This is a genomic window from Natronospirillum sp. (genome assembly GCF_022565775.1).
Lineage (GTDB): Bacteria > Pseudomonadota > Gammaproteobacteria > Pseudomonadales > Natronospirillaceae > Natronospirillum.
On sequence record NZ_JAIUMC010000030.1, the window covers coordinates 18424 to 33181 of the forward strand.

12 protein-coding genes are annotated in these 14758 nt (G+C 58.4%); 10 read left to right on the forward strand and 2 right to left on the reverse strand.

Annotation, left to right across the window (positions count from 1 at the left end; all coding sequences use genetic code 11):
• Position 1: 1 nt before the first annotated feature.
• The 7 genes from dnaK (at position 2) to LAT62_RS07890 (ending at position 9813) form a co-directional block, all read left to right on the forward strand.
• Positions 2-1930, forward strand: coding sequence for a molecular chaperone DnaK (dnaK, locus tag LAT62_RS07860; RefSeq protein ID WP_293381579.1), 1929 nt, complete (start codon positions 2-4; stop codon positions 1928-1930).
• 324 nt (positions 1931-2254) lie between these two features.
• Positions 2255-3385, forward strand: coding sequence for a molecular chaperone DnaJ (gene dnaJ, locus LAT62_RS07865; protein WP_293381582.1), 1131 nt, complete (start codon positions 2255-2257; stop codon positions 3383-3385).
• A 273-nt stretch (positions 3386-3658) separates the two neighbouring features.
• A complete protein-coding gene (dapB, locus tag LAT62_RS07870; RefSeq protein ID WP_293381585.1) occupies positions 3659-4456 on the forward strand; it encodes a 4-hydroxy-tetrahydrodipicolinate reductase in 798 nt (265 codons plus the stop codon).
• A gap of 413 nt (positions 4457-4869) precedes the next feature.
• Positions 4870-6045: a hypothetical protein gene (locus tag LAT62_RS07875; RefSeq protein ID WP_293381589.1), complete on the forward strand. Its 1176-nt coding sequence runs from the start codon at positions 4870-4872 to the stop codon at positions 6043-6045.
• Positions 6046-6207: 162 nt separating this feature from the next.
• Positions 6208-7068, forward strand: coding sequence for a DUF368 domain-containing protein (locus LAT62_RS07880; RefSeq protein ID WP_293381592.1), 861 nt, complete (start codon positions 6208-6210; stop codon positions 7066-7068).
• 113 nt (positions 7069-7181) lie between these two features.
• Positions 7182-8798, forward strand: a complete 1617-nt coding sequence (locus LAT62_RS07885) for a phospholipase D family protein (RefSeq protein ID WP_293381595.1) — start codon at positions 7182-7184, stop codon at positions 8796-8798.
• Between the two features lie 67 nt (positions 8799-8865).
• A complete protein-coding gene (locus LAT62_RS07890) occupies positions 8866-9813 on the forward strand; it encodes an AEC family transporter (RefSeq protein ID WP_293381598.1) in 948 nt (315 codons plus the stop codon).
• Positions 9814-9998: 185 nt separating this feature from the next.
• Here LAT62_RS07890 and LAT62_RS07895 read toward each other — a convergent pair whose 3' ends face one another.
• Positions 9999-10901 (reverse strand): LysR substrate-binding domain-containing protein, encoded by a 903-nt coding sequence (locus tag LAT62_RS07895; RefSeq protein ID WP_293381601.1) that lies wholly within the window; start codon positions 10899-10901, stop codon positions 9999-10001.
• A gap of 118 nt (positions 10902-11019) precedes the next feature.
• On the opposite strand from LAT62_RS07895, the gene LAT62_RS07900 reads away from it, so the two are divergent.
• Complete coding sequence (locus tag LAT62_RS07900; protein WP_293381604.1) at positions 11020-11850, forward strand: pirin family protein; 831 nt, start codon at positions 11020-11022, stop codon at positions 11848-11850.
• Between the two features lie 107 nt (positions 11851-11957).
• Here the strand turns inward: LAT62_RS07900 and LAT62_RS07905 are convergent, their stop codons facing one another.
• Complete coding sequence (locus LAT62_RS07905; RefSeq protein ID WP_293381607.1) at positions 11958-12974, reverse strand: tryptophan--tRNA ligase; 1017 nt, start codon at positions 12972-12974, stop codon at positions 11958-11960.
• A gap of 101 nt (positions 12975-13075) precedes the next feature.
• Between LAT62_RS07905 and LAT62_RS07910 the strand changes: the two genes are divergently transcribed.
• Complete coding sequence (locus LAT62_RS07910; protein WP_293381610.1) at positions 13076-14203, forward strand: M14-type cytosolic carboxypeptidase; 1128 nt, start codon at positions 13076-13078, stop codon at positions 14201-14203.
• A 27-nt stretch (positions 14204-14230) separates the two neighbouring features.
• Positions 14231-14629, forward strand: coding sequence for a DoxX family protein (locus tag LAT62_RS07915; protein ID WP_293381613.1), 399 nt, complete (start codon positions 14231-14233; stop codon positions 14627-14629).
• The last annotated feature ends 129 nt before the right edge of the window (positions 14630-14758 follow it).

The window sequence follows — 14758 nt, forward strand, 5'->3', positions numbered from 1 at the left end:
CATGGGTAAGATTATCGGTATCGACCTGGGGACGACCAATTCCTGTCTCGCCATCCTGGACGGAGACAAGACCCGGGTTCTGGAAAATGCAGAAGGCGACCGTACCACGCCTTCTATCGTCGCCTACACGGACGACAATGAAGTGCTGGTCGGACAGCCGGCCAAGCGCCAGGCGGTGACCAATCCGCACAACACCATTTATGCGGTCAAGCGCCTGATCGGTCGTCGCTTTGCTGATGACGTCGTGCAGAAAGACATTGAAATGGTGCCCTACAAGATTGTCGAGGCCGACAATGGCGATGCCTGGGTCGAGGTAAAAGGCGACAAGAAGGCGCCGCCCCAGATTTCTGCCGAAGTACTGAAAAAGATGAAGAAGTCGGCGGAAGACTACCTGGGTGAAAAAGTCACCGAGGCCGTCATTACCGTACCGGCCTACTTCAATGACAGCCAGCGTCAGGCCACCAAGGACGCCGGCCGCATTGCCGGCCTTGAAGTCAAACGGATCATCAACGAGCCGACGGCGGCTGCGCTGGCCTATGGGCTGGACAAGAAGGCCGGCGACCGCACCGTGGCGGTCTATGACCTGGGCGGGGGTACCTTCGACATCTCCATCATCGAGATTGCCGATGTCGACGGCGAAACCCAGGTGGAAGTGCTGTCCACCAATGGTGACACCTTCCTCGGCGGCGAAGACTTCGACCTGCGCCTGATCAATTACCTGGCCGAACAGTTCAAGAAAGACAGCGGTATCGACCTGAAGGGCGATTCCCTGGCCATGCAGCGCCTGAAAGAGGCCGCTGAAAAAGCCAAGGTAGAGTTGTCCTCTGCGCAGCAGACCGACGTCAATCTGCCCTACATCACGGCCGACCAGAATGGTCCCAAGCACCTGAACGTCAAGGTGACCCGAGCCAAGCTGGAATCGCTGGTGGAAGATCTGGTCGAGCGCTCCATCGAGCCCTGCCGCACTGCCATCAAGGACGCTGATGTCGACTTTGACGACATCCATGAAGTGATTCTCGTGGGCGGCCAGACCCGCATGCCGCTGGTGCAGAGCAAGGTGAAAGAGTTCTTCGGCAAGGAGCCGCGCAAGGACGTTAATCCGGACGAAGCGGTCGCCATGGGCGCTGCTCTTCAGGGTGCGGTCTTGTCTGGCGACGTGAAGGACGTCCTGCTGCTCGACGTGACGCCGCTGACGCTGGGTATCGAAACCATGGGCGGCGTGATGACTTCACTGATCGAGAAGAACACCACAATTCCTACCAAGAAGACACAGGTGTTCTCGACCGCTGATGACAACCAGACCGCTGTCACCATCCATGTGGTGCAGGGTGAGCGCAAGCAGGCGGCACAGAACAAGTCACTGGGTCGTTTCGACCTGGCCGACATTCCGCCGGCACCGCGGGGTGTGCCACAGATCGAGGTGGCATTCGATATCGATGCCAACGGCATCCTGAACGTGTCCGCAAAAGACAAGGGCACCGGCAAGGAGCAGTCGATCGTGATCAAGGCCTCTTCCGGCCTGAGCGATGAAGAAATCCAGCAGATGGAAAAGGACGCTGAAGCGCACGCCGAAGAAGACCGGAAGTTCGAAGAACTGGTGCAGGCGCGCAACACGGCAGATGGCATGATTCACGCCACCCGCAAGACACTGGAAGAAGCCGGTGACAAGGCGAGCGATGAAGAAAAGCAGGCCATCGAAAAAGCCATCGAAGATCTTGAGGCTGCTCTGAAAGAAGGCGACAAGGCGGACATCGAGGCGAAAACCAACGCCCTGACCGAAGCCTCGGCCTCTCTGGCGCAGAAGCTCTACTCAGAGCAGGCCAGCGCCAGTGCCGGTGCGGCCGAAGCGGAAGCTGAACAGGCGGCAGAAGGCGGCGATGATGCCGTCGATGCCGAGTTCGAAGAAGTGAAGGACGAAGATCGTAAGTAGAACACGAGCCTCATGACCTGTAGGCGCCGGCCTTGGCCGCGCTTTGGAGCCATTGGCTCCTTGTATAGGGCGGCTGGCGCCGCCGAGCGCAGCTAAAGCAGCGCCTACAGGAAATGTACCTCATTTGTAGGCGTCGGCCTTGGCCGCGCTTGGGCTATCGAGCCCGTGACCTGTAGGCGCCGGCCTTGGCCGCGCTTTGAGGGCTGCGAGCTTACATTGAGGCAGTAGAGTCAAAAGTCGAAAGTGGGAAGTGGCCCGGTGCCTCTTTCGGCTTTCGACTTTCGACTATGTATCCAGACAACCGTTACAGAAGTCACAGCAACTATGTCCAAACGAGATTACTACGAAATTCTGGGCGTGGATCGTTCAGCCGACGAGAAAGACATAAAGAAAGCCTATCGGCGGCTGGCGATGAAATACCACCCGGACCGCAATCAGGGTGACCCTGAAGGCGAGGCCAAGTTCAAGGAGGCCAGTGAGGCTTACGAGGTGCTGGCGGATGCCGAAAAGCGGCAGGCTTATGATCAGTTTGGACACGCCGGCGTCGATGGCCAGGCCGGCGGCTTTGGCGGTGCCGGGCACAGCAGCTTCAGCGATATCTTCGGCGACGTGTTCGGCGACATCTTTGGCGCCTCCGGCGGTGGTGGTGGCCGGCGCAGCTCCGCGCGCCGGGGTTCAGACCTGCGCTACAACCTGGAACTGACGCTTGAAGAAGCGGTGCGCGGCATCGAAAAGACGATTCGTGTACCGACGCTGGTTTCCTGTGGCACCTGTGACGGCAGTGGCGCCAAACCGGGCACCAAGCCCAAGACCTGTGGCGTGTGCCAGGGCACGGGTACGGTGCGCATGCAGCAGGGCTTTTTTGCCGTACAGCAGACCTGCCATGCCTGCGGTGGTTCAGGGCAGGTAATCGAAGACCCCTGTACTGATTGCCGTGGTCGCGGCGTGAAAGAAGAGACCCGGACGCTGAATGTGAAGATTCCGGCCGGCGTCGATACCGGTGACCGCATCCGGCTCAGCGGTGAAGGGGAGGCCGGCAGCAAAGGCGGCCCGGCAGGTGACCTGTATGTGCAGGTGATCGTCAAGGAGCACTCCCTGTTCCAGCGCGACGGCAGCAACCTTTATTGCGAAGTGCCCATCTCCTTTGTGGATGCGGCGCTCGGCGGCGAGCTGGAAGTACCAACGCTTGATGGCAGAGTGAAGCTCAAGATTCCCGCTGAAACTCAGAGCGGCAAGCTGTTCCGCCTGCGCAGCAAGGGCGTTACCCCCGTGCGTGGCGGCCCCAAAGGGGATCTGATGTGCCGGGTGGTGGTGGAAACCCCGGTCAAGCTGAGCGAGAAACAGAAAGAGTTGCTGCGCGAGTTCCAGGCTACGCTGGATCGCAAGAACAGCAGCCACTCGCCGCGCAAAACCTCCTGGTTTGACGGCGTGAAGAAGTTTTTCGAGGATATGTAACGGGTCAGTCGACAGAGGACGGTCGACAGTAGACAGAAAACGCAGCCGGTGCCTCGGTTGTAGGCGCAGGCCTTGGCCGCGCTAGTGCCGTCAGGCCCTTTCAAGGCGGCTACGCCGCCGAGCGCAGCTAAAGCAGCGCCTACAGGATAAAGTGCCGCATTTGTAGGCGCAGGCCTTGGCCGCGCTCAGGGCCGCGCCAACTGTCGACCGTCGACTGTCTTCCGTCTACTATTTACCCGACCTACAACTTTCAACTTGCGACAGGTACCCACCATGACCCGCATTGCCATCACCGGCGCCACCGGCCGCATGGGCCGCACACTCGTCCAACTGGTGCACGAAGCAGACGATCTGACGTTGACCGGCGCCACCGACCGGCCCGACAGTGCTCTGCTGGGCCAGGATATTGGTGCCTTGTGCGGGCTGGGGCAGGTCGATGTGCCTGTGGTCGACAGCCTGGCCAAGGTCGAGCAGGCGGATGTAGTGATCGATTTTACCCTGCCCAGCGCACTGGAAAGCCATCTGACGCTGTGCCGCCAGAAGGGCTTCAGTCTGGTGATTGGCACCACCGGACTGTCTGCTGACCAGAAGTCAGCCATAGCAGAGGCTGGCCAGCACATACCGCTGGTCTTCGCCCCCAACATGTCTGTCGGGGTCACGGTACTCACGCAGTTGATAGAGAAAGCGGCTGCCATACTGGGCGACGACTATGATGTGGAAATCGTCGAGATGCATCACCGGCACAAGGTCGACGCGCCTTCCGGCACGGCGCTGGCGCTGGGAGAGGCCGCCGCACGCGGACTGGGCCGCAATCTGGAAGAGTGCGCGATCTATGGCCGCGAAGGCGCCGAAGGCCCTCGCGACCGCAATACCATCGGCTTCGCGACCCTGCGCGGTGGTGATGTAGTGGGTGACCACAATGTCATATTTGCCGCTGACGGCGAGCGCATTGAAATCGGACACAAGGCCAGCAGTCGCCTGACGTTCGCCCGTGGTGCCTTGCGGGCGGCTCGATGGCTGGGCAATCAGTCCGCTGGCCTTTACACGATGCGGAATGTCCTCGGACTATGAGAAATTACTTGAAAGGTGGATTTACGTCGACTGATTACACTGTGTAAACCCTTTTGCACCCTCCGTAAAACAGGCCGCAACCGCAGCCTGATGCCTCCCTGGGCCCTGTCTGCTTGAAAAATCATCAATAAACACGGTGAAAACCCCCATTAAATGCGGATTTCGGCAGAAAAACCGTTGACCATGCAAAAATTCTCTGGTGAGATAACACCACGTTCAGGCACCTGACGTGCTATTGACAAAGGAACAGCGCTTTTCGCAAGGTTGCGGTCAGGGGTTTCAATTTTGTAATGGCCGTGTAATATGGCTGCTGCAAACTGAATAACGATAAGAATCGGTGGTTGCTGCAACCGCCAACCTAAGGAGTCTGGTTCTATCGGATCAGGTTCATGAAAAAAAAAGGGGAATCTTGAATGAAATCCATCAAACTTGCTTCTGGTTTTGCTGTATCTGCACTGGCCCTGGCCATTGCCGGTCAGGCCGCTGCTGAAACAACAACTGAAGTTGACTTTACAGGTTCTGTTAAAGTTAACACCATGTTCGATCTGGAAAACGATACTCGCATTAACGGCATGCCCGGTTATGCCAGTGACAACGATGACTGGTTCAACCTGGAAGCCACTTGGTCTGTCTCTAACGGTCCGTTCAGCGGTGACCTGATTGTAGGCCTGGTAGACGAAAACAACCAAAACGGTGCCGGTAATGACGGCCCGAATGGTCGGGTACACATCGATAACCTGATGGTTGAAGAAGGTCCGATTTCTTTCGGTCAGGTAGGTTCTGTGGTCAACACAGCCGGCCTGATGGAAGGTCTGACTGATTACGCGATCTTCGACGCACTGGGTGCCGAAGAACTGGACCTCTCCTACGGTGTTGACGGTGCTTTCCGTTACTCAGTCGACGAGTTCGGTCTGCAGGTTCAGGGTGAAGGTACTGACGCTGGCGTATTCGGTTTCGGTGCCGGCATCACTCAGGATCTGGACGTAGCCACTGTTTGGGCTGACTTCCAGTACCGCGAAGCTGTTGGCGCTGACGGCATGGAAGACGGTGAAACCTTCTTCGGTGTCGCCGCTGAAGTGTCTCCGATCGACCTGCTGACTCTGACCGCAGTATTCAACACTGAGTCTGCCAGCGAGCAGTCTGCTCTGGGTCTGAAAGTTGACGTGCAGGCGACTGACGACATTTCAGTTTATGCCCAGTACGTTGACGTTGATCTTGGTGACGAGATTATTGACGAAAGCGACTTTGTTGGTTTCGGTCTCGTAGCCGCATTTGCTCCGATCACTTTCGAAGCTAACTACCAGGCTTGGGTTGAAGAGATTGGTGAAGGCATCCTGGATGCCGAAGTCAGCTACGCGGAAGGCCCCTGGGGCGCGTTCGCCGGCGTTGAACTGGGTCTGGGCGGTGAAGCCACCACTCCGGTCAACGAATACTTCAAGCTGGAAGTGGGTGGTGACTACACTACCGATTCCGGTATCAAGTACGGCTCCAAGTTCACCAACACCAGCTTCGAAAGCGCTGGCTTCGCCGATGTTGGCGAAAGTGGTGATGCTCAGACGCTGGAACTGTTCGCTCAGTACAGCTTCTAATCTGACTTCAAGTTAGATACCCCTTGAGAAAGCCGGCCTTGTGCCGGCTTTTTTGTGCCTGACACCTTTGTAATCCTGTGTCTGGCAGGGCCGAAAGGCTGACAGCGGTCGGCCGGGTCACTAAACTGAACGCAGGTATCTGGTGGGTTCGGGGTATATTCGATGGCACAGAGAAAGCCCATGCTGTCGCCGATTGTGGGCCTGAAAGGTGTTGTTGTCGGAATAGCCAATATGGTGCCCGGCGTCAGCGGCGGCACCATTGCCGTGCTGCTGGGCCTCTATGACGAGCTGATGGAAGCCTTTGGTGCCTTCTTTTCCAGCGAAGGGGGCTGGCGACGCAATCTGCTGTTTCTGCTGCCCGTTGTTGTCGGCGTGGTGATCGGCACCATCGGCTTTGCCCGTATCATCGGTTTTCTCCTCGCGAACTATCCGCTGCAGACCAATCTGTTTTTTGTCGGCCTGATCGTCGGCAGCCTGCCACATCTGGTTCGCCACATAGACCGCTCAGTGGTCAGGCGCAGGCCGGTGCTGAGTGCCGGGCTGTTTGTTGTTGGCGCCATGAGCGTCCTGCTTATGGGGTTGGCTGATTCTCCCTCAGCCACCATGCCCTTGACCGACACCAGCACAAGAACACTGCTGATCATTCTGCTGGCAGCGGTGGTGTCGAGCTTTGCCCTGGTGATTCCGGGTTTGAGTGGTAGTTTCATTCTCTTGCTGCTGGGGCTCTATACCACCATGCAGACCGCTTTCAGTACTCCGAACTGGACATTGGTTGGGGTGTTTGTTCTGGGCAACCTGATCGGTATTGCCTTGATCGCCAGAGCGATTCACTGGCTGCTCAGGCGTTTTCACAGCCTGACTTATTGTGTGATCATCGGCCTGGTATTGGGCTCCATTGCCAGTCTCTGGCAACCCCTGTCGGCCGACCCGGAGGGCTTCCTGGCCATGGCAGCCGGTCTTGCCGGGATAATTTCTGCCTGGCTGTTGGGTGGGAGTCGACCCGGCAAGGCGCGCAGTGCCTGATACACGAGTGATTAAGAACAGATTTTCCAATGCTGTCTGTTTAGTCAGCCCTTCAATAACGCTATCTTGCAAAGTAGAATGCCGGACTTTATCCGGACAACCGAGCCTATCGCATGACATGGAAGAGGCATCACCTGCAGCGACATGGACATTGCTCTTGCCGTCGACACAAAATCAGGGTCAGGGTTCTGTTTGCCATCATCCTTGGCGCGGTATTGGCCGGGTGTGCCACGCTGCCCGAACCCGGTAGCCGTGAGGTCGTCATGTCTCCGGAGGACACGGGCGAGTCCGCGCTTGCCCGGCAACTGGCTGATGCCTATGGCTCAGAGCGGATGCAGGGGCTGGCAGATGAGGGGTCAGCGCCGCAAGAAAGCGGGTTCGTGCTGCTCAAGGATGGCCGCGAGGCACTTGATGCCCGCCTCGCCCTGACTCGAGAGGCAGAATACTCGCTGGATTTGCAGACCTTTGAGCTTCTGGACCAACCCAGCACCTGGCTGGTTCTGGCACATCTGATGGAGGCCGCCGAGCGCGGTGTTGCCGTGCGTTTGCTGGTGGATGACTGGGGCAACGATTTTGCGTCGGCCTGGATGGCCCAGTTGGCGACCCATCCCAATATAGAGATTCGTATATTCAATCCCTTTCCTCTGCGCCCCTTGTGGCGCGTGAACTATGTCACGCATTTTTCCCGTGTGCACCGGCGCATGCACAACAAGACATTTGTGGTCGACAATCAGGTGGCCATTCTCGGCGGGCGAAACACCGGCGATGCCTATTATGAAGCCTCTGCAGAGCGCATCTTTCTGGATCTGGATATCCTGACACTGGGCCCTATTACCCCTGAAGTCTCCGGAGCCTTTGATCTGTACTGGAATCACGTGCTCGCGGTGGATGCCGAAAGCGTCAGCCAAGGTCGAATGCGTTCATCTATGGACACCCTGCAGGCTGAATTTTCGGAGCTGCTGCCTGATGAGCCGAGCGCGTGGACCTGGGAGGACATCACTCCCATCTGGGCGCCGGTAGTGCTCTATGTGGATGACCCCGGCAAGATACTGCGTGCCGCTGGCGATACGTCAGGTCACTTGATGCCACGCCTGCTCTCCGAACAGTCCATGCCGGAACGTGAAGTGCTTTTTGTGACACCCTATTTCGTGCCGGGGGATTTTGGTGTGGACCTGCTGACAGAACTGGTGGATGCAGGGATAGAGATAGACTTGCTGACCAACTCTCTGGCCGCCAACAACATGCCCATCGTGCACAGTGGCTATGCGCCCTATCGCCGCGACCTGCTGGAGAAGGGCGTCCGGCTTTGGGAGGTCCAGCCCACGCCATGGTCGGCCTATGAAACGGTCAATGATACGCCGTGGCAGAGTGTGGTGACCGAGCAGGTGACACTGCATGCCAAGGTTTGGGTCTTCGACCGTGAGCGTGTGTTCATCGGTTCGGTGAACATGGACCCGAGATCATTCCAGCACAATACGGAAATAGGGCTGATGATCGACAGCCCGGAACTGGCCACGGAAATACTGGACTGGATGGAGCCCATGAAGAACCGACTGGCATGGAAAGTCAGGCTGGAAGAAAACGGAGACAAGGAATGGGTGGAAATGCCAGATGTTGAGGGGCCTGGCGCGGAGGCCCGGGCCATTGCACACTATGACCCGGACAGCACTTGGTGGCGGCGCGTGCGTACCGGGCTCTATACCTTTCTGCCAATAGAATTCCTGCTGTAGAGGCGGTTTCTGAACTGTTGCTCTCTGACGTGTATAATAGCGTCACTTTGACATAACAGGCCTGTTTGTGACTATTGTCGATAATCTGCTCTTCTCACTGTCGACAACGCTGCCGATTTTGATCTGGCTTGGCGCAGGGCTGGCATTCAAGCGCAGCGGTCGCCTGAGCGATGGCTTCATCGCCGATGGCAACTACCTTGTTTTCACCTGGTGTCTTCCGACGCTGCTGTTTCTCAATATTGCCCAGGCACCCCTGACCCAGGTCTGGCAGGGCGATCTGATTGGCTTCGCGGTGCTATTCACCTTGGGTAGTATTCTTCTGCTCTGGTGGCTGACGCCATGGCTGAGCCAGGATATAACCAGCCGTGGTGTGTTCATTCAGGGGGCCTTTCGGGGCAACATGGGTATCGTGGGTCTGGCCATGGTGGTCAACGCCTTCGGTGCCTCGGCCATTCCTTTGGCGTCTCTGTATCTGGCCATGCTGACGCTGCTCTACAATGTGGCCTCGGTGGTGGTATTGCAACTGGGGCAGGGGGGCGACCTGTCGCTGCGCAGGCTGGTTGTTCAGATTATCAGAAACCCGTTGATGATCGGTGTGATGGCCGGTATTACCTGGTCGTTACTGGAATTACCCCTGCCGGATATCGCCGATAACACACTGCAGGGCCTGGCCGATCTCACCTTGCCCATCGCGCTGCTGTGTGTCGGTGCCAGCCTGCGCTGGCGCAGTCTGCGTGGCAATCGTCGCCTGGTACTGATGGCCAGCCTGTTCAAACTCGTTCTGCTGCCCTCAATGGCGGTTGTGGGTGGCCTGCTGCTGGGGTTCCGTGGCGAGACTCTGGGTATCCTGTTTCTGATGATGGCCGCCCCGACTGCGGCGGCGAGCTTCGTAATGGCCAAGGCGATGACGCAATGGGGCAATCTGGCAGCGGAGATCATCGTCATCACTACACTGTTTTCCCTGTTCACCACCACCATAGGGTTGTTTGTTCTCCGGGCCAGCGGGTTGGTGTAAGGCTCGGTCAGGGCGGCTGCGCCGCCGAGCGCAGGCAAGCCAGCGCCCACAATGGAGGCTGAACACCCTGTAGGCGCCGGCCTTGGCCGCGCTTTGGAGGGCCTGCCGTCATTGAGCGCAGCTGAAGCAGCGCCTACAGTTGAGGCTTCGCTTTAGGCGCTGGCCTTGGCCGCGCTCAGGGTGGCTCAGTTGACGGCCAGCAGATCCAGATGCTCCATGATCCAGTCATGGGTCTTGTCGCTGTCACCCTGCCGCCAGCCCGCCACGATGGTTATATCCGGCTCCCTTTGGTCACTGGCCAGCGACTTGATCACCAGATCACCGGCCAGTACCTCCTGTTGTATCCGATGCATGGGCAGCAAGCCCACTCCCAGCCCCTCCTTTTGCGCGGTGATCTTGGTCGCCATATCCGGCACCAGAAAGCGCTGGCGCCGCCACTGAAGGCCGGCCGAGAGGGCAGGGATCTGGCGCGCGGTATCACTGATGGTCACGACCGGATAGGGTGCCAGTTCTTCTTCGGTAAGCGGCCGGTCTGCCTCTGCCAATGGGTGATGCCGACTCAGGGCCAACACCATGCGAATCTTGCCCAGCGGCTGGGTGCGGATATCGTCCCGGTCCGGCCTTGCATGCGCTGGTGCAATGACCAGATCGGCCTGATGGTCCAGCAGCAGTTCCCAGGTGCCCGACAGGGCGCCCTGTTTGACATGAATCGGTACCCAGGGGATTTCCTGACGCGCCAGACTGAGCATGGGTACCAGGTGCTGGAAGTCCAGCAGGTGATCAAGAGCCACGCTGTACTGAGCGGTCCAGCCCTCTGCCAGGCGCTGTGCGCTGTGGCCCAGATTCTCCAGTGCAGTCAGGATGCGGCGGCCCTCCTGCAGAATATGGCTGGCCGCTTCGGTCCATTCGGCACGGTGGCCGCTGCGATCAAACAGCTCGATCTCGAGATCCTTTTCCGCTTTCTGCAGTGTGTAGGTCAGGGCGGAAGGCACCTTGTGCAGGTGCTCGGCTGCTGCCGCAAAACTGCCATGCTGCTCGATGGCTTCCAGCGTGCGAATCAATTCTACCGTGATGGGGTTGTGCGCCACAGCCGCCTCCCGTTGTTCAATCAATTTGAAATCATCTGCCAGTTATTTTCGTTATGCAAGGGGCCGCCCCCTCCGTAAGCTGACAGCATCCAAACGTTGTCACCCCGGGAGGTGTCGTATGAGCACAAGAACCATCAGTCGGCTGACCAAGGGCATGCCCACCCAAGATGGCGCCGGGGTCAGCCTGTCGCGCATCATCGGCAGCCCCTACATGCAGCGTGTCGACCCGTTTCTGATGCTGGACGAGTTCAAGTCGGACGACCCGAATGATTACATCGCCGGTTTTCCGAGCCACCCGCACCGCGGGTTTGAAACCGTGACCTACCTGATTGAAGGCAGCGTGCGGCATCGCGACCACATGGGTAGTGAAGGTTATCTCGGCCCGGGCTCCATACAGTGGATGACGGCGGGCAGAGGCATCATTCATGAGGAAATGCCGCAGCAGGAAAATGGCATGCTGTGGGGCTTTCAGCTTTGGGTCAATCTGCCGGCCAAAGACAAGATGACCGACCCGCGCTATCAGGACATTCCACCGGATCAGGTGCCGGAGACTGATTTTCCTGCCGGGCTGGTGCGCATTCTGGCCGGTGAACTGAATGGCAAGACCGGCCCGGTCAGCGGCGTGGCCACCGAGCCGCGCTTCTTCGACATTCGCTGGGAAGAGACAGGGTCTTTCGAGACCCCGCTGCCGCTGAATCACACGGGGTTCGTTTACGCCTACAAGGGTGATATCACCATTGGCGACAAGGCGGTGCGCATGGGCGAAGTGGGTATTCTCAGTGCCGGCGAGCAGGTTCAGCTCCAGGCAGAAGGCGGTTCAGGAGCGCTGCTGGTGGCCGGCAAGCCGCTGAACGAGCCAGTAGTGCAGTATGGGCCCTTCGTCATGAACACCGTGGAAGAGATCGAACAGGCGATTCAGGATTTTCAGGCCGGGCGGCTGACGGCCTGATGTTAGTGACCCAAGCGCAGCCAAGGCCGGCGCCTACAGTTGTGCCACTGTTGTAGGCGCTGCTTTAGCTGCGCTCGGCGGCGCAGCCGCCTTTTGTCAGAGGTGGCTTAGCCCGCCAGTGGCCCGATACCCACCTTCTTGCGCACCTCGGCCATCAGCGGCACGGCATACTCCCGGGCCCGTTCGGCGCCTTTTTTCAGGATCCGGTCGATCTCGGCCGGATCACTGATCAGCTCATTGTAGAGCGTCCGCTTGTCCTTCAGCAGCTCGTTCAGGTGCTCGAACACCTGCTTCTTGGCCTCACCCCAGCCAATCCCTTCTTCGTACTGCCGGCGCATGGCGGAGATCTCGTCGGTACTGGCAAAAGCCGAATAGATACTGAACAGGGTGCAGGTGTCCGGGTCCTTGGGCTCCCCCGGCTCCAGCGAGTTGGTGACAATTTTGTTGATCAGCTTGCGGAATTTCTTCTCGTCTTCAAACAGTGGAATGGTGTTGTTGTAGCTCTTGGACATCTTGCGCCCGTCGAGCCCTTTCAGCACCATGCTGTTTTCCTCCACCACCGCCTCGGGCAGCGTGAAGGTTTCGCCGTACAGGTGATTGAAACGCTGGGCAATGTCACGCGTCATCTCCAGGTGCTGGACCTGATCGCGCCCGACCGGCACATGGGTGGCGTTGAACATCAATATGTCGGCCGCCATCAGGATGGGGTAGCTGAACAGCCCCATATTGATGCCCTTGTCGGGATCCGCGGCCTCGTTCTCCACATTGTCCTGCACGGCTGCCTTGTAGGCATGGGCACGGTTCATCAGGCCCTTGGCCGCCACACAGGTCAGAATCCAGTTCAGCTCGGTGACCTCGGGAATATCCGACTGTCGATAGCAGGTCACTCTGTCCGTATCCAGGCCGGAGGCAAGCCAGGTTGCCGCAATGGCCAACGTACTTTCACGCACGCGCTCTGGCTCCTGACACTTGATCAGGGCATGATAGTCAGCCATAAAGAAGTAGCTGCTCTTGGCGGTATTGCGCAGGCTTGATTCAATGGCCGGGCGAATGGCGCCGGCATAGTTGCCCAGATGCGGAATGCCGGTGGTGGTGATGCCGGTGAGGACGGTCTGTTGAGTCATGATGTCTGTTGTGATCACTGCCTTTGGAGAAGCCAGCACAATAGCGAATTTGACCGCCAAAATCGAGTCGGCGCCGGGACATTCAATAAGGAGCGAACAACATGCGCATTTCTTCCGCGTTTGACAGCGGCAACATTGAGGTCGTCAAGGCTGAAGACCCGAATGATATTCAGTTGAACATCCGCAAGGATCACCAGTCCGATTTCTACCAGTGGTTCCATTTTCGTCTTTGCGGACAACCCGGGGAAACACACCGCTTGCGCATCATGAACGCCGGCAACGCGGCCTATCCCAAGGGCTGGGAAAACTATCGCGCGGTCGCGTCCTATGACCGGGACACCTGGTTTCGCGTGGATACTGTTTTTGAAAACGGTGAGCTGGTGATCACTCACCTGCTCGAGCACGACATCATCTACTTTGCCTACTTTGTGCCCTACAGCTACGAGCAGCATCAGGATCTGGTGCAGGAAGCCCAGCAATCGCATCTGTGCCGAGTCGAAGATCTGGGCACGACGCTGGACGGACGAGACATGTCGTTGCTGGTCATCGGTGACGAGGAGAATGCAAAACACCGCATCTGGATAACGGCTCGCCAGCACCCCGGTGAAACCATGGCCGAATGGTTCGTGGAGGGCTTTCTGGAGCGCCTGTTGGATACCGATGATGCCACGGCCCGTGAGCTGCTGGCCGACGCTGTATTCTATGTGGTGCCCAACATGAACCCGGATGGCAGTGTGCGCGGTCATCTGCGCACCAATGCGGCCGGGGTCAACCTGAACCGGGAATGGCAGAATCCCAGCCTCGAGAAGAGCCCGGAGGTGTATCGGGTGCGCCAGAAGATGGAAGCCACCGGGGTCGACCTGTTTCTGGATATTCATGGCGACGAGGCCATTCCCTACAATTTTCTGGCCGATACAAGCGGCGTGCCGACTTTCCATGAGGGCATTCAGCAACTGCAGCAGCGGTTCCAGTCCGCGTTTCTGGCCGCCACACCGGAATACCAGACCCGCTACGGATACCCGAAGGATGCACCCGGCCAGGCAAACCTGACGCTGGGCTGCACCTGGGTGGGCAACCATTTCAACTGCCTGGCCTATACACTTGAGATGCCCTTCAAGGACAATGACGACTTGCCCGATGAGCTCTACGGCTGGTCGGAAGTGCGTTCCATGCAGCTGGGCCGTGACATCATGCCGGCGATTCGCGCTGTGTTGCCGGACCTGCGCTAACGAACGACATAGCATCAGGAGGACCTCATGACAACGGCAGAGCGCCGCGCCCATACATTGAAAGAAATTGTTGCCTGGAATCTGACGGTTCTGCTGGCGGCAGTCTATGTGTGGTCGGGCTGGCTGACCGCAAGCGGTGCCGAAAGCATGGTCGAAGCGTTCGAGCGCTTTGGCCTGCCGGACTGGTTCCGCGTGACCTTGGGTGTCGCTGAGCTGGCCGCTGGACTGTTGCTGCTGATCAAGCCTCTGGTCGGTCTCGCCGCGCTGGGACTCAGTTTCCTGATGCTGGGGGCGCTCCTGACGCATCTGATCCATGATCCGCTGATCGCCTCGGTGGGCGCGATTTTCATGCTGGCCTTGCTGGGGCTGTTGATGTGGTTGCGGCGCCCGGTGTTGCCGCCGTTTTTGCAGAAGATTCTTTGCTGACCGATAGTCGACAGAAGACAGTGCACTGTCGACAGAGGGTGGCATTGCAGAACTGTCGACCGTCGTCTGTCTGCTGTCGACTGCTCTCCCACTTGATCTGCATCAGCCAGTGCGCTGACAGGTCTTGAC